11 protein-coding genes are annotated in these 23610 nt (G+C 40.0%); 1 reads left to right on the forward strand and 10 read right to left on the reverse strand.

Features of this window, described 5'->3' with window-relative positions; all coding sequences use genetic code 11:
* Positions 1-29 precede the first annotated feature (29 nt).
* Positions 30-1505 carry an arylsulfatase gene (locus Q4597_RS04885; protein WP_303404982.1) on the reverse strand — a complete coding sequence of 492 codons (1476 nt, stop codon included), beginning with the start codon at positions 1503-1505 and terminating at the stop codon, positions 30-32.
* Positions 1506-1777: 272 nt separating this feature from the next.
* Here Q4597_RS04885 and Q4597_RS04890 point away from each other — a divergent pair, with 272 nt between their 5' ends.
* Complete coding sequence (locus Q4597_RS04890) at positions 1778-4504, forward strand: carboxypeptidase-like regulatory domain-containing protein (protein ID WP_303404984.1); 2727 nt, start codon at positions 1778-1780, stop codon at positions 4502-4504.
* A gap of 70 nt (positions 4505-4574) precedes the next feature.
* Here Q4597_RS04890 and Q4597_RS04895 read toward each other — a convergent pair whose 3' ends face one another.
* From Q4597_RS04895 to Q4597_RS04935, 9 genes are all read right to left on the reverse strand, one after another.
* On the reverse strand, positions 4575-6047 hold the full coding sequence (locus Q4597_RS04895) for a sulfatase (protein ID WP_303404986.1): 1473 nt from the start codon (positions 6045-6047) through the stop codon (positions 4575-4577).
* Between the two features lie 42 nt (positions 6048-6089).
* Positions 6090-7430, reverse strand: a complete 1341-nt coding sequence (locus Q4597_RS04900; RefSeq protein ID WP_303404988.1) for a sulfatase — start codon at positions 7428-7430, stop codon at positions 6090-6092.
* Between the two features lie 17 nt (positions 7431-7447).
* Positions 7448-9544 (reverse strand): sulfatase-like hydrolase/transferase, encoded by a 2097-nt coding sequence (locus Q4597_RS04905; protein WP_303404989.1) that lies wholly within the window; start codon positions 9542-9544, stop codon positions 7448-7450.
* Positions 9545-9575: 31 nt separating this feature from the next.
* Positions 9576-11459: a right-handed parallel beta-helix repeat-containing protein gene (locus Q4597_RS04910; RefSeq protein WP_303404991.1), complete on the reverse strand. Its 1884-nt coding sequence runs from the start codon at positions 11457-11459 to the stop codon at positions 9576-9578.
* 161 nt (positions 11460-11620) lie between these two features.
* Positions 11621-13447, reverse strand: a complete 1827-nt coding sequence (locus tag Q4597_RS04915; protein ID WP_303404994.1) for a right-handed parallel beta-helix repeat-containing protein — start codon at positions 13445-13447, stop codon at positions 11621-11623.
* A gap of 9 nt (positions 13448-13456) precedes the next feature.
* A complete protein-coding gene (locus Q4597_RS04920) occupies positions 13457-14938 on the reverse strand; it encodes a sulfatase (RefSeq protein ID WP_303404995.1) in 1482 nt (493 codons plus the stop codon).
* 186 nt (positions 14939-15124) lie between these two features.
* Positions 15125-16663: a RagB/SusD family nutrient uptake outer membrane protein gene (locus Q4597_RS04925; protein WP_303404997.1), complete on the reverse strand. Its 1539-nt coding sequence runs from the start codon at positions 16661-16663 to the stop codon at positions 15125-15127.
* Between the two features lie 15 nt (positions 16664-16678).
* Positions 16679-19798 carry a TonB-dependent receptor gene (locus tag Q4597_RS04930; protein WP_303404999.1) on the reverse strand — a complete coding sequence of 1040 codons (3120 nt, stop codon included), beginning with the start codon at positions 19796-19798 and terminating at the stop codon, positions 16679-16681.
* A 410-nt stretch (positions 19799-20208) separates the two neighbouring features.
* Positions 20209-23604, reverse strand: a complete 3396-nt coding sequence (locus Q4597_RS04935; protein WP_303405001.1) for a VCBS repeat-containing protein — start codon at positions 23602-23604, stop codon at positions 20209-20211.
* Positions 23605-23610: the final 6 nt, after the last annotated feature.

Here is a 23610-nt window from a genome sequence, read left to right on the forward strand (position 1 = left end):
TAATTTTTGGTTGGTTTTTAAATCGAAAACTACTCAAAAGGGAACAGTTCTGATGCCTCACTTTCGCTTTCCATAATTTGCCTCATCTCCTTTTTTATTTCTGGATGTTCATTGGCAACATTCTTGGTTTCAGATGGATCATCGGCTAGGTTATAAAGCTCAAATTGGCCTTGGGGTTTTTGGGTAAAATTGTATATAACACCTTTCCAGTCCCCTTTTCTAACTGCTTTTCGTCCTTTTTGAATAGGGAATTCCCAATACAGGTGGTCATGTTCTTTTTGTCCTTCTTTGCCTAACAGGGTGGGAAGGAATGAAATACCGTCACTAGCGGCCGGAACGTCTGTATTGGTGATTTCGGCCAATGTAGGCATAACATCCCAGAATGCAGAAACATGATCGGAGGTTGAGCCAGGTTTAATTTTATTGGGCCATGTAACAATAAACGGAGAGCGTATACCACCTTCGTACAAGTCTCTTTTAATGCCCCTTAGTCCTCCAGAACTATTGAAAAATTCAGGGTCTGCACCACCTTCGGCATGTGGGCCGTTATCGCTTGCGAACATAACAATGGTGTTTTCCGCAATGCCCAGTTCGTCCAATTTATCTAATATTTGCCCTACATACACATCCATACGGTATACCATAGATGCAAAGGCAGCGCGGGGCTTAAGTTGGGGAGCATATTCCATATAAACAATGTCAGGACCATAGTCCGAGGTAAAATCGTTTTCCGCCGTAAAGGGTGTTTCCTCAAATTTGTCCTTGAACTTATCAAAAATGGAGTCTTTGGGAGAAATTAATTCTGCATGAGGCAAAACAAAAGGAACGTAGGCGAAAAAGGGCTTTTCTTTATTAGCTTCTATAAATGCCAAAGTTGCTTCCTGAATTTTATCCGGTGCGTAGGTTTCGGTTTTTGTCCAGTCATTGCCATCAAGTAAGATTTTGTCTTCATTATGCCATAAATGGGGAGGGTAATACCTGTGCGCCATACGCTGGCAATTGTATCCGTAGAATTCGTCAAACCCTTGTGCAACCGGGTCGCCTTCGCTGCCAATAAAACCTAATCCCCATTTGCCAAAAGCTCCTGTGGTATAGCCTGCTTTTTTCATGATTTCGGCTACGGTAACCGCATTGCCGGGCAGGGCCGTTTGACCCTCGCCTTCAAGTTCTTTATTACCTCTAATAGGAGTGTGGCCCGTATGTTGTCCCGTCATTAAGGATGAGCGGGCGGGAGCGCAAACGGGAGCTCCGCTGTAATGCTGTGTAAACTGTATGCCTCTAGCCGCCAATTCATCAATACGGGGCGTTTCAAACTTTGTTTGACCGTATGAGCTTAAATCCCCATAACCAAGGTCATCCGCTAGAATGTAAATTACATTGGGCTGCTTTTCTTTTTGTGGAACCGTTTTTTGTTCCGTTTTTGCTTCTTCTTTGCAGGAGCCTAAACTCAATAGAGAAGAAATAGAAAAAAGGAAAAATAGGAAATGGGCAATACGTAATCTCATAGTTGTAAAGTTTTTTTGACTTTGATAGTGGTTATAACAAGAGTGAAACAAATTTAATGGCCTATAAGATAAAGCACTAAGCAATGTACTTATTTTACTTGTTATAGTTTGTGCCATTGATCATTTGTTGCATTATTAGAGCAAATTGATCATACCGATCATAGAATGTGTACTCAACAATACATTTCTTGTATTCTTATGTACATCTGTTTATTTGCTTCATTTTATCTTTAGGCATTGCTCTTTTAGCGCTATAATTCAATTAAGGTTTAATGGTAAATTTTCAAAAAGGAAAGGCAGCTCTGTGTTTTCTCTTCTTTATATTTTTCTGCTCAATACAAGCTCAGTCACCCGAGTCTATTTCGGGAACTGTACTTTCTGATAGCAACGAACCCCTGGAAGCCGTTGCGGTTATTTTGTTGAGTACAAAAGACTCTACCTACGTAGATTATACCATTACCGATGTAAATGGCGAGTTTAAAATAGCCGAAACCCAAAAAGGAGATTATATTTTAAATGTTTCTTGCTTGGGCTATATCTCCTTATACAAGAACATTACCTTTACGGGAAAGGCCCTAGACTTTGGAAAACTGACACTGATTGAAGATACGTACGAACTTGAGGGGGTTACGCTAACTGCAGTGGTGCCTGTGCAGATTAAACAAGACACCATAGCTTTTAGTACCAGTGCCTTTAAAGTGGATCCAGATGATAATTTAGAGGAGCTGTTGAATAAAATTCCAGGAATGGAAATAGATTCTGACGGAAAGGTGAACGCCCAGGGGAACCAAGTGACTAAAATCATGATCGATGGAAAGGAATTCTTTGGTGGCGATCCCTCTATTGTACTCAAAAATTTATCCGCAGACGCCATAGGTAATGTAGAGATTATTGATAAAAAGAGTGACGAGTCCGAACTTACCGGTGTAGCGGACGGAAATAAGGAGGTGGTCATTAATTTTACCTTAAAAGAATCAAGAAAGTATAATGGCTTTGGAAAAGCTTCGGCAGGTCTGGGGCTTGATAATCGTTATTTTGGCAACCTCAATTACAACAAGTTTACCTCTAAAACCCAGTTTTCGGTCATTGGTAAAATTAACAACATAAATATAACGGGTTCAAATATTCAGGATTTTTTAAAGAATTCCGATGGAGTTGATGGCGATGATGAGGAAGAAGAACAGAATTCTGCACAAAAGACCAAAAGCTTAAGTGGGTATTTAAACACGGGTGTGGCCGGGATAAATGTGGGGCATGAGTTTAAGGAGAAAGAATCCTTGAACGGAGATTATTTCTATAACTATTCTAAAAACGACGGTACTTCCGTATCTAAAAGAATCACCTTTTCCAACGCTAATAATTTTGACTATGTAGCGGAGAACGAATACGTAAACACCAAGAACGATCACAATCTTAATTTGGATTACAGGAACAAATCCAACCCTAATAACAGCTTGATCATTAAAGGGCAAATGATTTCAGATGTAGTCAATAGCTATTCCAACCGTATGGGACGCTATTTTAAAGAAGAAGAACTAAATACGGCAAATGATAATGAGTCTACGGTGGATCGGGATAGGAAAAGAGCCAATTTGGGACTTAATTTCTATCAAAAATTGCGAAAAAAGGGGAGGAGCTTGGCAACAGGATTAAATACGACCTTTAATCGGTCTACTATGAAGAACGATCAAAATACATTGATCGCTAGGCGTATAAATACCCCTAAGGAATCTGTTAGGGAACTGAATACTATACGGGAACAAGAACTCAATACATCATTGGTCAATTTTAATTTTAAATATACAGAACCCCTTGGGAGCAATCATTATATGAAGTTGGAGTCCTATATGGGGAATAAAATAGATAATGAAAATGTCTATCAGAATAAGATAACCGTAAATGCGAAAAACAAAGAGGAAATCCTAAAATACGATTATGACCATAATGAGAATAACTACCAAACCAGGTTGGCGCATAGCTACACCACGGGGAAAATTAATACCTATGCGGCCGTGGAGCTACAAGATATCGTAAGGAGGTTCGGGGTTGTAAACGAAGCGGCCACGGTAACGGACAGGTTGTTCGTTAATCCTCTGGCCACGGTGCAATACGTGCCCAAAAGAGGTAGAAAATACAGGTTGAGCTATAAAAAGAATATTCGCACGCCAAGACCTTTTGAAAGTTCTACGGTAATCAACGATTTGAACCCGTTTTCTATACGTAAGGGAAATCCGGATTTGGTTGCCGAAAGGATGGATGCCCTGACCGTGTCCGCCATTGTGCATGATTTTAAATCGTCCTTTAGTTTTAATTCGCGAGTTCAATTTCAATATTCAAAAGATGCTATAATTAAGAGTGTTGATGTAGATGATGACTACGTTAGAACCCTGAGTTACGAGAATAACGGAATCAAACGAAGATTGAATACTATACTTGGGTTTAGCCAGAAGATAAAAAGTTTGGGGTTGCGCTACTCTTTCCGAAATAGGAACCTCTTTAATACCAATAACGCCATTATAAATTTTCAGCTTAATGAAGTTACTTCCCAAGATTTTCTCGTGGGTGCAACGCTGGAGAATAGTAACAAAAGTGTTGTGGACCTTAAAGCGGGAGCTACCTATAGCGTAAACAACACATCCTTTTCAATAGAGCGCGATTTAGATCGTAAGTACACTAAACAGCAATATTTTTCTATGTTGGATTGTGATTTAAGTACCAAAGTGAACTTTAATACCCAGTTTGATTATTTTATTTATACGGATAATGCTTTTGCTTCAAACGAGAACATTCCCCTATGGAACGCTACGGTATCCTATGCTTTTTCCAAAGAGAAAAGCCATGTCCTAAAACTGGTTTTGATAGATTTACTCGATAAGAATATTGATATCTACAGACGCAGTACTACCAATTATTTTGAAGAAACCACCTCTGATAGTCTGGGGCGTTATTTTATTGTAAGTTATATGCACAAGCTTAATAGTAAACCAAGAAAGGGCTAGCCCGATAGGGCATAAAAAAAGCCTCCGGAAACTCGTAATCCGGAGACTTAAAACAAACTAACTAACACAACTATCTTAAACTTTCTTTGTATCCTTGAACGGCTTTTTTAAAGCCAATTTCTTCTCCATCTAACATTCTTTGGTAATCTTCGGGCCGCTCTTCTTTTACCCATTTTAGGGCATCCACAGAAATAGCATGCTCAGGATGGTATATGGTGTTTACGGGTTTCATTTCTATATCATAGGCCTCGGTCTTGGCTCGCATTATCTGCAACATATCTGCATATTTTGGGTCTTTTGCCAAATTGTGGAGCTCCTGAGGGTCGGTAGTTAGATGGTATAACTCTTCTTTGTCCTTATTAGGGGCAAAGAACAGCTTTTGGCTTTCGTTTAATTTACCTTCGGCCTTTAGGGCGCGCATTCGGTGCACGGCAGGGCGATAAAATTCTAAATACGCCTGTCCTGCGTCAAAGGGAACTTCGGGTTTGTCATTTCTAATATATTTCCATTCTCCCGAGGTAATGGCGCGGGATTTTTCTTCTACCTCGTCCCAAAGATCACGTGCTCCGTAGACAAACTCACGTTTAAAATTAGAATCGAATATAGGTTTCCCGGTCATGTATTCGGGAATGTCTACTTGGGCAAAATCCAATACGGTTGCGGTTATATCCGTAGCAGAAACCACATCTTTTCTAACTTGACCGGCCTTTATATCTTTGGGGTAATAGACGAGCAGTGGAATGTGCAAGCCCGGGTCTTGTAAATACCCTTTTCCACGAATATTACAACGGCCATTGTCGCCTATAAAAATAACAACGGTATTATCGGCCATTCCTTTGTCTTCCAATTCTTTAAAAATCATGCCTACTTCATTGTCCAAAAACTCAATTTGGTCCAAATACTTGGCCCAATCCAAACGAATGATTGGGTCGTCGGCCATAAATTCGGGCAATTCTACGTTTGAAGGGTCTACAGGGTGTTTTGAGTTTTCACGAACCTCATCCCACCAATCACCTCTATGACTAGCTACCAATTGTATCTGGGCAAAAAACGGTTGGTCTTCTTTCTCAAAAGTATCGTACTTATCAAAAATTCCGAACTGAGTTTTTCCGTCCCAAGGACCAATGGGTTCATGTTTAAAATTAGCATCTATTTTGCGCCCTTTTCCCATTACACCATGGTGGCCTAAAATAGTTGTGTAACCGGCTTCTCTTAACCAATAGGTAAAAGGTTTAAACCGCTCATCCAATGGAACGTCTCTATTGCTTCGGTGATGGTGCGCGTTTATTTTTACTTGGTGTGTACCCGTTAGCATTGCAGAACGACTGGGCGAGCAAATGGGGTTGGTTACAAAGCAATTTTCAAATTTAGCGCCTTCTTGCGCCATCTTGTTCAGATGGGGTGTTTTAACACCTTTCATACCGTAGCACTCTAAGTCAATGCTCATATCTTCGGCCATGAGCCAAATAATATTCGGTCTTTCTTGAGCAAAAGTTAAACAGGTAAATAGCAAATAAATACCAGTCGTTATTATTTTATTCATTGATTCAATTTTCATTTTATACAGGCCTTCAGAGATGAACGGTTAAAACTCGGGAACAGCTTCTTTTTCCCATTTTTCTAACTGTTTCTTCATTTTTTTTGCTTGATCAACTTCTATATTGATGAGGTTTTTAGATTCGCTTTGATCCTCTTTTATATTGAATAAGTCATGTCTGCCACTGTGGTATTTTACCATTTTCCAATCTCCGTTCATTATAGCAGTGTATTGATCTTCATAACTACGGAAGAAAAACAGGTTGCGTTTTTTGAATTCCTTGCCCTGGAGCAAAGGCATCAAACTTTTTCCTTGAATGTTCTTATTCTTGGATTTTTTACCTGAAGCTATCTCAACCAGAGTAGGAAACACATCAATAGATTGCACGGGAACATCACATGAAATGCCCGGCATAGTAACTCCCGGGTAAGAAATAATGAACGGAACTCGGGCACCACCCTCGCCTAAAGTGTTACCACCTGTTTTTCCTCCGGATAACGGAGCGTTACTAAAATAACCTCCTTGGTCGGATAGAAGGATGACTACCGTGTTCTTAGCTATGCCTTTTTTATCGATTGCTTTTCTAACTTTCCCTACGGATTCGTCCATTGCACTTACCATGGCAGCATATTCTGCGTCTTTGCCTGTTAAACCTTCTTTTTTATAGCGTTCTACCCAGTCCGTACGGCCAATATGTGGCCCGTGTACATTATAGTACCAGAGCGATAGCATAAAGGGTTGCTCTTTATCATATTCCGTAATAAATTTTTCCGCACCTTCTGTTAGTACATCGGTTAAATAAGTGCCTTCCGGAAAATCAGGTAATGGATTTCCTGTTTTAAAGAACGGCGCATAATAATTTCCGGGATGTCCATGGTCTCCTGTGCCATATTGGGCATCAAATCCTTGATGTACCGGATGGTATTTTTCACTACCTAAATGCCATTTGCCAATGAACATATTGTAATAGCCAAATTCTTTTAGCCGCTCTGCATAGGTAACTTCCTCCAACGGCAACCAATTTCTGGAGGGCATTTGTACGGGGTCTGTAGGCCATAAGTTGAACTTTCCTCCGGGCATATTATTTTTAGCGGCCTTTTCCTTGCCATCAATAATATGGCGTACCATTTGAAAACGTACCGGTTCTTTCCCGGTCAGTAGCGAAGCCCTGCTAGGACTACAGGTAGGTGTGGCAATATAAGCACGGTTAAAGTTGAATCCGTCTTTTTTAAGGTGGTCAATATTTGGTGTGTGGAATTTGGAATTCCTAAAACCAACATCGGCCCAGCCATAATCATCTACAAAGAGCAAAACAATGTTAGGCTTTTCCTGGGCCAAGCCTTTACCTAAGCCGATTAGAATTATTGCTAAAAGAATAATATTTTTCATTTGACTATCTCTCTTTTTTAGTTAACCACGAAAAATGCCGATTCGGGAATTGTGCTTTTTTCAATTGTAGGACCGCTCCATCGTAAGTCAAGTTTAGGTGTTGCTCCGGGTTTCTTTTTATAATATATGCGTATAGGGTGGTATCCCGGTTTTAAGTTCATTGTGCCTTTTTTCTCGGAACCCGTTTCATAACCGTAATCGGCATCAATAACACTCGCTTCATGAATGCGGACAAACGTACTGTTGGAAGACTTTAAAAAGAAGGTATAACTGCCTTCCGTAGGGATTTGAATAAAACCTTCAAATAGAAAAACATCGCCTTTCTCTTTTACTTGAGCCACATTAGGTGTGCCTATTTTGCCACTTGCTACAGGGGTTAAACCATCCACTTTAGGTAGCCAAGGTGCATTGTTTTTGAATGCGCTCCAATTCAATCCGCTGTTTGGATTATGTAATGAAACAGCAGGAACTGCAGCGTTGTCATAAGGTCTTGCAGCATTCGTATCGGGCATGCGTACTTGAAGCACTCGTTCTTTCATCTGTACTTGTAGTGTCTCCATATTTGGTAGAGTGGCCAAGTTTAGGGTTTGGTGCGTGTCCTCAACAATATTGTAGAATTCAAAATCGTCATCCGCACTTTGAATGTTGTAGCGTAGGCCAACAATATCTCCCTCACGCATCATTTGCATCTGTTTTCGCACTCTGCCGCGATTGTTGGGTGCAAATTCTTCGTATTCCGGTGTTTTTCCACTTTGGTTGTACTCTACATAAATAAGGCTTTCTTGTTGCTTTCCGTTTCCGGTTAAAATAGGCAGTAGAGAAACTCCATCACTATTTACGGGTGCAGTATAACCCGCAGCTTCAGTAAACGTTGGGAGCCAGTCATAGGCAATGCTCGGAGACTTTATAACCCGGTCAGCCGGAATTTTAGTGGGCCAACGCGCAATTAAAGGAGTACGTTCCCCACCTTCAAGCACATCTCTTTTGATACCGTCAAAAGGTCCAAAACTGTTAAAAAAATCGGCGGCATATTCTTCTTCTAAATAAGACTCCATAGAAGGGCCATTATCCGAATTAAAAACCACTAAAGTGTTTTCATCAATATTAAGGTCTTTTAGCAATTGTAATAAATCGCCTACCTCACTGTCTATTCTACGGGTGCTAGTAGCATAACGTTTGTATACGTCCGGCCAAGCCACCTCTGGCGTACTTGGGTTTTTATCATGGTCGTAAGTAACATTGGCATAGTCAGGATGAATGTATGAATCTACTTTGCCCGAAGCCGTATTTATCATGTTCCCCGGTTTTCCTAACCATTGTAACCCACCGTGTAACCCGCCTCCTTCTGGATAGGCCTGTGTGGGTAATTCAAGAACGGCATGTGGCGTGTCAAAAGCTAGGTACATAAAGAATGGTTGCTCGTTTTCTTTTCCCTTTACCTGTTCTACGATCCATTTTTTGGCAACGGCCGTCCATAAATCGCCCGTATAACACTTGTCCAGTCCTTTACTTACCTCATTTTTGTTTTCGTAGACTTCCTTTTTTCCGCGATACACACCTTCAACGGGATAATGTTCATGACCATCTCTATGCCGTATATAGCCATAGTAATAATCAAAACCTCTGTTGTTGGGGTGTGCGGGCCAAGAATCTCCGTTTTCCGACCATCTATTTGAACCTTGTAGGCCCCATTTACCAATTGCCGCCGTTTTGTAGCCTGCTTTTTGCAATACGTTGCCCAGTGTGTGGTTATCTGCCAAAGCCTTATCAAACTGGCCATCGCGGACATTGGCATGCCCTTGGCTAACCCCCAATAGTACAGACGATCGTGATGGTGCGCATACCGGAGCTGCCGTATAATGATTGGTAAGCATAACCCCTTCAGATGCCATTTTGTCCAATTGTGGGGTTAATGCATAAGGCTCGCTACGATCATTTGTTTCTTTTCTTTGGTTTTGAAAGAACGCTCCAATGTCTCCATACCCCAAATCATCCGTGAGAATATAGATGATATTCGGTTTTTTTATCGATTTAGCTTCTTGTGCAAAGGAAGAATAACCCATGCTAAAAAGAAGTAGTGTTAAAAATCGTAAGGTAACTCTTGAATGTACCATGGAATGTTTTATGGTTTACTAAAGTGTTTGGTTAACGGAATTTTAGTTTGGACATAGTATCATCGGTCTCTAAAATATTTTCGGCCTTTCCTTTATATCGGTTTTTTTTAAAAACTATATTTTTTGACGCTTTTACTTTAATGGCGGGATTATCTGAGTGCAACATTGGAAAAGTTCCTGAATTGGTAATGGTATTTCCCTCAAATAATAGTCCGTCTACATTGGAAATTTCCAATATCATATTATCAAACTGATTAAATTCGTTATCAATTATCCGAATATTTTTAAAGGCGATGTTGTCATTGTCGTCATCTGTAACAAAACGGATTACACCTCTATCAAATCCGCTATGCTGGTTGTCCTGAAACGTGTTGTTTCTAATAGTGAGATTGGCAGCGTTGCCCGATTCAAACCAATGGCTGCTCTCAACAGGAACTAAGATAGCTTCCATTTCTGTACTGAAAAAATTATTCTCTATTAAGGTGTTTTTAGGATTGGATATCAAGAGGCCACGAGCCCTATTTCGGCTAATATTACAGTTCTGTACCACTAAATCCGGGTAGCCTTCTAAATTTTCGATGAGGTCGCCAGTCTTTAAAGTAGGAGGTATGTTTTCATTGAATGTAATAATCTGGTACCGCCCATTTATAGGGGTAATGCTTTTTAGCGTAAGATGATCGTAACCAAAAAATGATTTTTGAAGATCTACCAACCCAATGGTATCGTTTTTCTTTCCTATGGCAAAGCCTTGTTGTTGTGCATGGCCCATACGCACACCAATGCTGTTATCACCTAAAATATCTATTACCTCTTGGTAGGTACCGTGAACATTAGTGGCATCATCCAATTGATTGTTGAACGTACAATTTTTAAGGACAACCTTACCGCGGCAACCTACAAAATGTGTGGCATCTGCAGATGTAGAAACCATTCTGCCGTGAGAGGGTTTTACATGAAAGCCATCTAAAATAAGATCGGAAGAATTTTCGGCAATCAGGCCCATACCACCAGCGTGGTGTACGGTAACATTGTTGGCGTTGAAACCGTCTGTGCCGGTTATTCTAAATGCCGGGGCCAAACGATTTAAGCTTTGGTCTCCCTTGCAGACCATAATCATACCTACGGGAGGTAATTTTTTCTTATGGTTATAAATCCTAACGGTTCCCGGCTTTATTTCTTCAACCTTTAAATTGTTTTCCTTGCCTCTAACTTTTTCTACTTTGGAACGTGGGTCTACTTTGTATTTGTATTTTATTTTATCGAAGTTGTGCTGCACTTTTGAGTTTCGAACAGTGGTAATGGACGTATACGATTCAGTGTCAAAAGCAATTGCTTGCCTTTTGGGGTCGTAGAGAATAGATTGTCCAAGATCATGCTCATAGTATTCCTTTAGGAAAATTAGTTGCTCGTTCCTGATTTCATAAGGGTACTCATCTGAAAATTGAACATCAAAAGTGTTGTTTTTTTCATCGTTGGCCACAATGGTTCCTTCGCTATGGAAGGGCATGGCCCAATCTATAGTTACGTTCTGTACCGTGATATTTTGCGAACCTTCAATCAGAAAAGGAATCATTCTGCCATGGTAAATAAAGGTAGAACCTTGGCCGTCTATAATCAGCTCTTTAAAACCAAGAAGAGGTAAGGCCGTTTTGGCCATAACATCATCATGGTTAGAAATACGGGTAAAGCGCTCGTATGCCTTATCCGGATAAAAATGATAGGTTCCTTTTTCAAATTTTATTTCTGAAATGGGCTCTTTATCCGCATGCAGTATGCGGGCCAATACTGCTGGTGTGGCATCATCAGAAATAGATGTATTGAAAAGCACTTGCTCACCAACGGTATTTTGAGCATAAATATTTGTGGAAATCAAGGCAAGTATAAAAACGGAACAACGGGCTATAATTTTCGGCATAGGTTTCTCGTATTTAATAAAAGTGTTTGTTCTAGGCCAAATTATAGGCTTAGCGTGTTTTCTTTGTCTTTAGGGGTAAATATTATGTCTTTGGTCATTCAAGTCCCTGTTTATAGGCCTAAATCCAGTTATAGATTAAGGTTTTACAAGAATGAACATTACTATTTCTTGTATTTTGCAAACCCTTTGTTTCGCTTAAATTTTAAGTTTTTGGCGGATGATTCATCTGATGAAAGCACCTTCTCCGTTTCTCCTGTGTAGGTGTTGTTGTAAATCTCAACATGGTCACAATTCTTAAAATCGAATTGATGTGCGTTTGGATATAGCGGAGCGGAACCGGACATTTGTTCAATTACGTTATCGTAAATAGTGAGTCCGTCTACCCGGTCTGCCCATACAATCCTATTATCAAAAGTTTTGATGGTGTTGTTAATGAAGCGGATGTTACGGTCATATGTTTGGGTCTGGTCAAAAATCTTTCCTAGACGAGGTGTTATGTTTAAAATGGCATGTTCCATTCCGCTATAGGCACAATGGTCAAAATTGTTATTCTGGATCAGGACATCTTCTACCGCACCCGATTCAAACCAAAAATAAGTTTCCCCCCTAAAGAATATGGAGGACATCATAGAAGAAAAATTGTTGTTTTCTATAACTGTTTTTAAGGGTGTTTTCAGGACTATATTCCTTGCTCTATGGTCTTTTATAGTACAACCACGCATTGTAAAAGTGGGGTTCCATGTTTTGTTTTCTAGGATATCGCCTTCGGCTAAATTATCTGGAAGTTTATTTTTAAAGCGGATGTCCGAATATTTATCGTTAACGACCGAAACACTGGCTACCGTATTTTCTGAGGCTCTTTTAGGGCTGGGCTGCTGAATGAACCAGATTTCATCGCCCGAAGCAGCAAATTCAAAACCCATTTGTTCAAAATGTTGAAGGGATACGCGAACGGTATGATCATCCAAAACCTTATCTACAACTACATAGGTGCCATGTACGTTGGTACCATCATCTAACATATGTTTAAAGGTGGAGTCCTCAATGAGAATGTCACCTTTGCAATTGGCAAAATGCGTAGCATCTGCAATGGTAGAAACTACCCGGTCCGAACCTTTACGTACATAAATACCGGAATTGCTAATGGTAATATTTTCAGTTCGTTCAAAAAGAAAACCCATTCCCAATGCGTGGTGAATAGTTATATCTTCCAAATGAACATCTTTGGAAGACGTAATTTGAAAAGCAGGGGCATAACGGTTGTGGTCATGGTCTCCCTTTGAGTTTAGAATTGAGCCTACACCCGGGTATTGTTTTAAATGTTCATGAAAACGTAGGACGCCATTGGGGCGTTTTTCTACCCAACGCGGTCTACTGCTCATATCCCATGCACCATGGGCCACCCGCTTATGTTGCGCATCAAAGGCAAGGGTGCTTCCCAATTCGGGAAAAGTAAAGCCATCTATGTTGGGGAACAAAATGCGTTCTTTCTTTAGTTCCCATGAAAAACCTTCGGTAAAAGGTTTAATGTCCCGCCAGCCTTCGGTTTCATTAACAGCAAGAACTTCACCTTGAAATAAGAATGGGATATCCCAATCCATTTTTAGGTTTTTAACCGTGAGTTTTTTGCAATTTTTAATTTGAAAAGGGGCAACCTGACCATGAAAAATAAATTCGGCACCATTACCTTCTATGGTAACGGAATCAAAATCTTCCAATAAGAAAATGATGTTCTTGAGTCCATTACCATGATTGGTGATATAGGAATAGCGCTGAGTGGCGTAATCCGGTAAAAATTTATAAATGCCTTTATCAAAAATCAAAGTCAGGTTTTTGTCCGTTGCATTCTCTAGTGCTTTGCGGACCAAAGGCGTCATGTCTTCGGCCTGGGCTTGAATATGAATGGTCTGCTGTGCAGATAATATATACATGGCTAAACACAAAATAGTGCTCAGGTATAGTGTTTTTATAGATTTAAAGTGAGTCATATGTATTTTTTAGAGGTTTACACCGGTGCCTTGAAGCGAATTATCATGGTCCCAAGTAATGAGCCATGGGTCTTTGGTCTCTTTTTGGAAAGTTTTCATTTTGGTCTTTAGGGCCTCTAGCACATTGGCGTAGTTTGGGTCGGTGGCCAAATTGATGCTTTCTTCCGGGTCTTTTGATAGGTCGAACAACTCAAACTCAGGCCTGAAGAGGTAATCTTTAACCTTGCGTTGTCCGTAGTATTCTTTTTCGTTTCGGTATACCTCTTGCCATGTAGATGCCGCCCAAAGGTCCGAAGCAAAGGGGTATTCTTGTCGCCATGCGATATTCCGAATAAGCTTGTAGTTTTTATCCCTTACGACTCGCATAGGGTAATACATTGTAATTTCATGAAAGGTATGCGAAGCATAAACTTCATCCCATCCTTTTGGGTTTTCTTGGCTCATTATTTTCTTGAACGATTTGCCATGAAAATCATTGGAATCATAGGAGATTTCCGCCATGTCCAAAATAGTAGGGGTAAGGTCTGTCCATGAAATAAGGGCATTGTTTACGGAGCCACCTTTTACATCGGACAAAGGGTCTTTTATGATACATGGGAGTTTAATGCCTGGCTCATAAACCGTAGTCTTGGCACCGGGGAAGGCCATTCCGTTATCCGAAATATAAATGACGATGGTGTTTTTATCCTTGCCCGTATCTTTTAGCATTTTCATGAGTTTACCAAAGCCTTGGTCTATTCTAGATACACTTTGGTAATATTGGGCTATTTCCTCACGACTCTCTTTGCTGTCTGGAAGGAAACTTGGAACTACAACATCTTTTGGGTCATAGGTAATTGTTTCAACTCCTTCATAACCTTCTTTCTTGTTCCCGAAACTATTTGGTACGTTCCAAGGGTCCGACTCAAAAGGAGCCCCACGGTGTGGATCGTCCGTACAGAAATAAAGAAAGAATGGTTTATCTGAATTAAGCACTTCTTTACATTGTTCGGCCATTTCAACAGTATTTCTGGGATTGGCTTCCAGGACCTTTTGAAAATGATAGACAGATTCCGGTGCAACATGGTATTTACCAATTCTTGCCGTTTCATAACCAGAGTTTTCAAGAAGAACGGGGAGAGATTTTATGTTATCGTAACTGCTAAAATGATGATAATCATGAACGTGTCCATAAGATCCTGTAGCATGTCCGTAAAGACCGGTAAGTATAACGGACCTACTAGCGGCGCAGCTGGCGCTGGTACAATAGGCATTATCAAAACGTACACCTTCTGCGGCAAGTTGGTCCAAGTTAGGTGTTTTGATTACTTCGTTCCCATAGGCGCCAATAGCATCGGTGCCGTGATCATCAGAAACGAATAGAATAATGTTTGGGGAATTACTAACCTGGGCGCTTTCCTTTTCTTTGTTTTTTTTTCGCTCGTTGGAGCAGCTTGTAAGGGTAATTAAAACAAGTAAAATGGAGAAACTATACTTTAAAATCGTTTTCATGCGGATTACTTTTCGGTTTTTTGCATAATGAGATACAAAGAATGGTTTTATTTCATAAAGCTGTGTGCCTTGCAGTTCACGAAATGTATTTGTTAGTACAAAATACGTTTTTGTTAAAAAAAAGGGCTGCCCCGGTAAAAGAACAGCCCAACAAACTAACTCAACTAATTTAGTTTTTTTGTGACCTTAATTAAGGTTGGGGTTCAGTGTGGTTTCTGTAGCTGGAATAGGAGTAAACCATAGGTTTTTATCTGATGGATCTCCTATTAAAGGAACTTCTCTTGAATCACGACCTGCATTTGCTTCGGCAACTTTTTCCAAACGAACCAGATCTAACCAACGATTACCACTAATTTCTCCCAAAAATTCATAGGCTCTTTCATTAACGATGGCATCGATCATTAATTCAGGTGTTGAAAGTTCGGCCAATGTATAATCAATTTCTGGGTCAGCAGTCATCCAAAAGCCTGGCTCTAAAGAAGCAACTTCAGCTTGTTTGGTGGCTCCTTTGGCATAAGCTCTTCTTTTCACCATGTTCAATTCTTCCAGTGCGGTGTCCAAATCTCCTAAATTTGCAGAAGCTTCGGCGTGCATGAGTAAAACTTCGGCGTAGCGCATTGCAATACGGTCATTAGAAGTTTGCCATGTGTGTTCAAAAACATGATCAACGGGGTCCGTAGAATTAGGAGCTCTTGTGCCCCAAGTATATTTAGTAACAACAGGATTTTGAAATTCGTCAAAGAATTGATTTCCTTCAGTGGCGGTAGAAAATTCTTTTCTATAGCCTTCAGGGAAATTATTGAAATAGGTCCATTCCATGTATAAATCCATCCAATTGGCCCACCTAAAGCCATACACCCTGTTTTGAGTGATTATTGGCCACGATTCCCGTGACATTATGTGGGCAAAAATAACCTCTTTGTTAATTTGGTGCGGGTCTTGGAAACTGTGGGCAAAATCATCTGTTAAAGAATAAACACCATCACTTATAATTTCGCCTGTTAACTCCTTAACTCGTTCCCATTTATCCGTTTCATTGTAAGGGTAACCGGTTAATTGCATATATGTTTTTGCCAAGAAGGCCTTTGCTGCAGTTTTTGACACTCTACCATTAGATACCATAGGGTTGGAGTCTCTATCATTAACGGCCCACTTTACCGCAAATTCTAAATCTTTAATTACTTGAGCCATAACCTCTCTTTTAGGAGTTAAGGAAAGTTCCAGGTCCGGAATAGGGTCAAGTGGCATGGGTACATCGCCAAAGCTTGTTGCAAGCCTAAAATAGCATAAGCCTCTTATGAAATAGGCATTGGCATGGGCTGCATTTAAGACCGCTTCTTCCACGTCTTCCGGGTGGGCATCGGCAATGTAGCTATTGCAGGCAAGTATAGCTTGGTAATTGCCATTGTAATCATTGGTGGCCCAAGAATTACCTGCAGTCTTTGCAAATTGATCTGATTCTAGTACAACCCACTTATTGCTGCCCAGCCTTGAAGTTAAGTCGTCTGCTCCTGAAAAATGGGAATAGTTGTCCAATCCCCAGGTGTTTCTACGTAAGGTTCCGTAGATGCCTATTATACCGGCGTCTAAAGTATTTTCATCCGAATAAAATGTGGCGGAGGCAACTACTCCATCGGATCCTTCATCTAATTTTTCACAACTCGCCAATCCTAGTAGAATTGCAGCTGCAACAAGTGTTTTATATATGGTATGTATTCGTTTCATTTTTTTCTTTTTTGATTAAAAGCTTACTTTAAGGCCAAGAGAAATTGTTCTTGTTAGGGGGTATGAAAAGGCATCAATACCTGATTGGGAATCACTGGATAATGCCGTACTAGAGCCTTCGGGATCTAGACCGGAATAGTCTGTAATGGTAAGAACGTTATCTGCACTCGCGTATAGTCTTAAACTGCTTATTCCTAAGGCATCTGTAGTATTGTCTGGAATGTTATACCCAAGTGTCATATTACTGATTTTAAAGAACGACCCTTTTTCTACATATTGGCTTACCACATAGGTTAGGGAGTAATCCGTTCCATACGGCATAACCTGTTGTGTAGAAGAAGTGTTGGTAGGAGACCATCTGTCTCTATAATCGGTAGAGAGAATACCATAGTTCAATCTGTTGTCCGTCCAATTATAGATGTCGTTACCTACACTTCCTATACACTGAATTGAAAGGTCAAAACCTTTGTAAGCCATGCTGGTACCTAATCCGTAGGTGAAATCTGGAGCGGCACTACCAATTATTTGTCTATCTTCTGCAGATATCACTCCATCACCATCTACATCCTCATATTTAACTTCACCCGGTCTAGAATTATAAGAATCTGCTTCTGCGGCTTCATTTTCTTGCCAGATTCCAGTAGCTTTCAGACCAAATAGCGCCCCCATAGACTCACCTTTCCTTACAATAAATTTATTGTTACCTCCAACTAAGCTCCAGATACCTATAGGTTCTTCATTGGCTATGAAAATTTCTTCCACAGGTTCACCGCCGGATTCACCTAAGTCCTGAATGATATTTTTGTTTTTCGTGAAGTTGGCATATGCGGTCCATTGGAAATCATCTTTGTTCATGATATTCCAGTTAAGGCCTATTTCAACACCGTTGTTATCTATGTCAGCAAAATTATCTGTAATAGCAGATTGACCGGTGTATCTGGGAATTGACTTGGCAATGATAACATCTGTAGCTTTTTTGGAATAGACATCTACCGTACCGGATAGCTTGTTGTCTAAGATACCAAAATCTATACCCGCATTATAAGAAGTTGTCGTTTCCCATTTTAGATTATTATCTGTAATAGACCCCGGAACAACACCTTGTACGGATTCTCCATTGTCTAATTGGTACCATCCATAATTACGCCCATCACCGCTATCGGATGCAGCAAATGTTTGTTGGATGGTTCCATAACCTACGGCTTGGTTACCAACTGCTCCAAAACCTACTCTAAATTTTAAGTTGCTCAACCAACTGGAATTTTGAATAAAATTTTCTTCGGAGGCTCTCCATGCAAAAGCGGCAGAGGGGAAGTAGCCCCATCTGTTATCCGAATTAAATCTAGATGATCCATCTGCACGCATAGAGGCCGTAAGCAAATATCTGTCTTTAAAGCTATAATTTAAACGACCCATATAAGAGCGTAATTTACCGGTACCATAACCTGAATTAATGGACGATGGCGTACCGTTGGCCAAAAGGTGCCATTCATTGGCCAGTGTTGATAGACTACCTACGGTGGCTGTATTGTTACGGTTTACCGATTTTGAAAATTCATAAACGCCCGATATTTTAAGGTTGTGCTCTCCAAAATCATTTTCATAAGTAAGAATACTGTTGGCCAACCAGCTATTGCCCCTGTTATATGCTTGTTGGGCGGTAACATTATCTCTATTTATATTAATAAAGTCAGGCAGGGTTCTTTGCCCACGATAGTTCATAGAAAGGCTTCCGGCTGCGCTTAAGGATAATGTTAAATGGTTGGCAAGATCAATGTTCAAATCAATGTTAGACGTGATTTTATCATTTAGGTTTTCTTGGTTTTGCCTTACCTGCATCTCTGGATTTACTAGTCTTCCTACAAGAAAAGCACCATTATAGCTGTTATAGGTTGTTCCATCTATAAACTCGCCGTTCGCGTCACGTGACGCCCACATTTGAGGGAAGATTACAGCGTTACCAATTGGGTTTCCGGTACCTCCCGTACCCCTTCCATTAGCTTGTGATTCTATGTGCGTTCCGTATGTGTTAAATTTAAATTGAATGCGTTCACCAATGTTTCCTGAGATATTGGAACGAATAGAGGTTCTTCTATAAAATGAATTTTTTATGACTCCCTCATCATTTAAGTGATTGGCAGAGAAAAAATATTTTAGCTTTTCGGACCCTCCTGTAAGATTCAGGGAATAGTTTTGTCTATATCCTTGGCGCGTAATAAGATCTACCCAATCCGTTCCACCTCTGGATCGGAAACCAGCTATGTCCGCAGGTGAAAAGAACGCAGGTTTGTCTAATGAGGCTTGTTGTTCGTTCATTAGTTCCGCCATTTCATCTATTGGTAAAATATCGTATTGATTTACCATAGAACTCATTGCGATATTTGTATCAAAAGTAACTTTTAATGGGCCCTCTTTAGGGGCAACTGTAGTAATCAGTACCACGCCGTTCGCACCTCTGGATCCGTAAACAGCTGTTGCGGAGGCATCTTTTAGAAAGTTGATGGTAGCAATGTCGTTCGGGTTTATAGTTGAAATGTCGGCGCCAATGAAGCCATCTATTACATATAGGGGTTCATTTCCATAATTTATAGAGCTTCCTCCCCGTATACGTATTTTCATTTTTTGTCCGGGAGCACCGGTTGTTTGCTGAATATTTACTCCACTGATTTTTCCCTGTAACCCTGCCCCAATTTTAACAATGGGCGCCTTTAGTAGGTCTTTTGAGGATATAGACCCTACCGATCCTGTTAAATCGCTTTTCTTTTGGGTACCATAACCTACTACTACAACTTCATCTAACCCTGCGGCATTTTCTTGCATTACCACTTTTAAGGAGCTATTTCCTTTCGCGGTAACTTGTAGTGTAGAGAAACCAATGTATGAGACGGTCAATACCGCATCTGGTTTTTTAAGATTTATCGAGAATTTTCCGTCAAAGTCCGCGGTAACCCCATTTGATGTTCCCTTCTCCAGAATATTTGCTCCTGGTAATGGTACTCCGCTTTGATCAACGACCGTACCGTTTACGGTAGTATTCTGTGCTTGAATAATTGATGTTACAAAGAACAGCATCAAGAACGTTACGCTTATTTTTAGCGTATGTTTCCAGTTAATGAATAGTTGATTTTTCTTCATAAGAAATTCTTTTAGTTTGATTTTCTGAGTGTTGATAATTAAAGAGGTGGTTGGTTTGGTTTAAATTTTGAGCCTTGTAAGTTTTTGCGGAATAAACAAATTCCGAGGCTCTTTGTTAATTATTGTATAATAAAAAGTTAAATTTATGTGAAAATGTCAAATGTATGGTAATGAATAGGGTAGTTGTATCTCTGAGTTTATTTTTTGTGTCTCTCAGTAAATCTACTTAAGGAATACTATTCTAAAGGGGGGGGCTAAAGTCTATTATAGGGGATATATCGTTTTAGAAAGCCACAAGGAGAGTTATGATTGTTTTCAATTCCTATGATTTTAAGACGTAGGAGGTGTGAGCGGTGTATTAAAACAAAACAAGTTATAAAACTCTTGTTTTAGTTGTTTCAAAAATAAGCTTAATGAGATCTTTCTTCTGTAGAAGCCTTATAGAACTGAAGGCTATCATTGTTGTTGGATACAATCAGTAGTTTTCCATACCTTTTGCTGACCAAGCTTTTGATGTGTCTGGTTTGCTTATCTAGTAACAATCCTGATGTAGAAATGGGTGTTTCTTTAAAATTACTGTTTCCCATATTTTTTAACAGCGTTCCATAGCCGGCGTCGTACCGTCCTAGCTCTATGTTGGCATCATAGAAGTTTTCTCCCAACAATAGGTCCAATCTCCCGTCTTGGTCAAAATCTAGTGTATGAATAGCATTTACCGTAGAGAATTGAGCTGGGGTAGGTAGCGGTCTAAGTTTGAATTTTTTGTTTCCAAGATTTTCAATGAAACAACTCCTGAATTCGTAAGCCTTTAAAATTTCGGTATTTTTTAACTCTTCTGGTGTAAAAATAGCCTTGAAGTCCGCTTGGGCAAAAGCACTATATGTGGGGAATTTTTTGCGGAGATATACCATTTGTTTTTCAAGAAGGCTTTTTGAGGAGAAAACATGTTCCTTTCCTTCAATGAAATGTGTAGTAACTCCTTCGGGCCAACCGTTCTTGTCAAAATCCGAATAGTACATTTGTACCGGTTCTTTTTCCGTTGCCCTTAATTTTGAGTTTAGTCCAAGATTGCCCGCTACCAAATCAATGTCGCCATCATTATCATAATCTCCGTATGCTAGGGAGTTCCACCAACCGTTTGAAAACTGTAGGGAGTTGGCCTCTGGGTTAGCTTCGTTAAGACTCCCGTTTGAATTGTAGTACACTTTAATAGGCATCCATTCACCTACCAATACAAGGTCTTGCCAATCATCACCATTTAAATCCACCCATTTTGCAGAATTGACCATTCCGCATTTTTCAAAAAGTTTTTGTGATGATGTATCCATGGAAAAACTGCCTTTTCCATCGTTTTTAAGAAGATATGAATCTGGAGAAGAACCGTATTTACCGGGTACAGAGCGAGAGGATATAAAAACATCATTGTCTCCATCTTTGTCAAAATCGGCTGTTGCCAAGTCTGAAACCGTTGTATAGATTTCAGGAAAATTATCTTGTCTTGTAAAGTTGCCCTTACCATTGTTTATATATAGTCGGGTAAGACTTTTAGGGTCTGGTTTTATTTCTTGGTTACTGCCGCTACCCACAATTAAGTCCAAATGACCGTCTCCATTAACATCTACAAAATTGGCTGCAGTATCTTCAGAAGCTGCATCCGTTTGTAGTGCTTTTGATGATGATGAGATAAACTTACCATTAAATCGCTGCAAGTAGATTTTAGAAGGTTGGTTTAGTGCCCCACCAACGAAAAAATCATCTAAACCATCATTGTTGAGGTCTCCTACAGCAATAGGAGGTCCCCAAGTGGAATTCATATGCGGAATTAAATGTTCCCTATTAAATTCGTAAAACCGATTTTCTTGGTGCCGATAATCAATATCTAATTCACTATTGTTTAAAAGGGTAAAAAGGGATTTAGGTGTTTTTTTGGTCTCTGATGATATGGTTGAAGCATTTTCTTGGGCAATGCTCAGCACTTGACCTGAATTCACATTTGTTAAAACGGTTTGCTCCTTGTTTGGCCATTGTACCAAGACGGTATCTACAATAGTGTTTTTGCCAACTGCAAAATTTAAATAGGGAGGGGTAGATGATAGATACCCGCGAACATTCAATAATTCCTGATATTGTTTTTGACCTTTGTTCTTTAAAATAACCTTAGCGCCAATTCCATAATCGTTTCCAGCTAGACCTTTCAACTTTATTTTTAAATAATCCTTGGTTAAACTGTCATTCTCTATGGTGGTATTTTTTAAGATGGATGCTTTTGCATTAAGGTTGTTAATTACCAAGTCTAGGTCGCCGTCATTATCAAGGTCTGAGTAAGTAGCACCGTTTGAAAAGCCTTTTTTTGTGCCGCCCCATTCAGAGGAAGTATTGGTGAAAGTAAGGTTGTTATTATTTTTAAAGAAGAAATTCTGCAAAGGATAACTTGGCATTTTATCCGTAAGGGCGTTACTATAGTCATAATTACCGGAACGCAATTGTTTTTGAACCTCATTTCCTGAAAGGAACTGCATATAATCCATATCATTACTGCGCCTAAAAATACCGTTGGTAATGAAAAGGTCTTTTTGCCCGTCCAGGTCATAATCGCTTGCCAAAACGGACCAGCTCCAATCTGTGGCTTCAATTCCTGATAATCTTGCTATTTCGCTAAAGTGGTCTCCATCTCTATTCAGTTGAAAGGTGTTGTGTGCATACTGGTGTTGGTACCCAAAGGATAGTTTGTAATTGAAAATGGCATATGAATCCTCACCATGCGATGCTTTTAAGATTTCGGGCTCGTACGCCTGCATATCCAGAGACAGGATATCCGGTAGGGCATCATTGTTCAAATCGGCAATATCATTGCCCATAGAAAACCGACTGGTGTGTTTTATACGGGACTCTAAATCCTCCGTAAATGTACCATCTCCGTTATTAATGTACAGGTAATCATCTTCATAGAAGTCGTTCCCAATATAAATATCTGGATAGCCATCTTTGTTAATGTCTGCCGTGCTAATACCCAATCCAAACCCTAATGGACTGCTATAGATACCGGATTCTTTGGTGACATCGGTAAACTTACCTCCATTGTTTCGGAATAACTTATCGCCATACGGACTGGAAATGAGTCGTTTTTCGGCACGGGGGAGAACACCGTCGTTAAAATTGGAGTGCGTCATAATATACGCATCTAGGTCTCCATCTAAATCATAATCAAAAAATGCGGTTTGCGTGGTTGCACCTTTAACTGTTAGGCCAAATTCAATTGCACTTTCTTTAAATTTTGGAATACCTTTCTCGTCATTGCCTTGGTTGATAAAGAGGAGGTTGTGCCCGTTAGCTCCTGAAATTTTTCCAATCTGACTTACATAAATATCCAATGTGCCATCCCCATTTACATCTGCAAGACTAACCCCGGTGTACCATGAATTTGAATCGCCGCCAGTACCAGTTTGCTCGGTAATATCTTTAAAGTCGAAATTTCCCGCGTTGAGGTATAATCTGTTCTGAACTTGATTTCCCGTGAAATATAGGTCATCAAGACCATCCCCGTTTAGATCGCCCGCAGCAACCCCACCGCCATTGTAAAAGTACATGTAGGAGAATAAGTTTAGCGTTTTGGAAGCTTTTACGGAATTGTCAAAATTTACGCCTGTAGTTTCACTGGAAACCTCTTGGAAAAGAGTGTTTTTCTCAACTTGTGTTCCTAGTTGTTCTTTTTCTTGACAGGATACCAATAGCAACGCAAACACAGCCAATAACTTCAACCGTGTGATTGGCAAAATAGAATAACGTCCAAAAGAAAGTGCAGGCATAGGTTT

It is taken from the genome of Zobellia sp. 1_MG-2023 (assembly GCF_030549125.1).
GTDB classification, from domain to species: Bacteria; Bacteroidota; Bacteroidia; order Flavobacteriales; family Flavobacteriaceae; genus Zobellia; species Zobellia russellii.

Coding starts and splice junctions, on each gene's coding strand:
- Q4597_RS04890 (WP_303404984.1), top strand. CDS start 1,778: ATGGTAAATTTTCAAAAAGGAAAGGCAGCTCTGTGTTTTCTCTTCTTT.
- Q4597_RS04885 (WP_303404982.1), bottom strand. CDS start 1,505: ATGAGATTACGTATTGCCCATTTCCTATTTTTCCTTTTTTCTATTTCT.
- Q4597_RS04925 (WP_303404997.1), bottom strand. CDS start 16,663: ATGAAACGAATACATACCATATATAAAACACTTGTTGCAGCTGCAATT.
- Q4597_RS04910 (WP_303404991.1), bottom strand. CDS start 11,459: ATGCCGAAAATTATAGCCCGTTGTTCCGTTTTTATACTTGCCTTGATT.
- Q4597_RS04915 (WP_303404994.1), bottom strand. CDS start 13,447: ATGACTCACTTTAAATCTATAAAAACACTATACCTGAGCACTATTTTG.
- Q4597_RS04935 (WP_303405001.1), bottom strand. CDS start 23,604: ATGCCTGCACTTTCTTTTGGACGTTATTCTATTTTGCCAATCACACGG.
- Q4597_RS04905 (WP_303404989.1), bottom strand. CDS start 9,544: ATGGTACATTCAAGAGTTACCTTACGATTTTTAACACTACTTCTTTTT.
- Q4597_RS04900 (WP_303404988.1), bottom strand. CDS start 7,430: ATGAAAAATATTATTCTTTTAGCAATAATTCTAATCGGCTTAGGTAAA.
- Q4597_RS04895 (WP_303404986.1), bottom strand. CDS start 6,047: ATGAATAAAATAATAACGACTGGTATTTATTTGCTATTTACCTGTTTA.
- Q4597_RS04930 (WP_303404999.1), bottom strand. CDS start 19,798: ATGAAGAAAAATCAACTATTCATTAACTGGAAACATACGCTAAAAATA.
- Q4597_RS04920 (WP_303404995.1), bottom strand. CDS start 14,938: ATGAAAACGATTTTAAAGTATAGTTTCTCCATTTTACTTGTTTTAATT.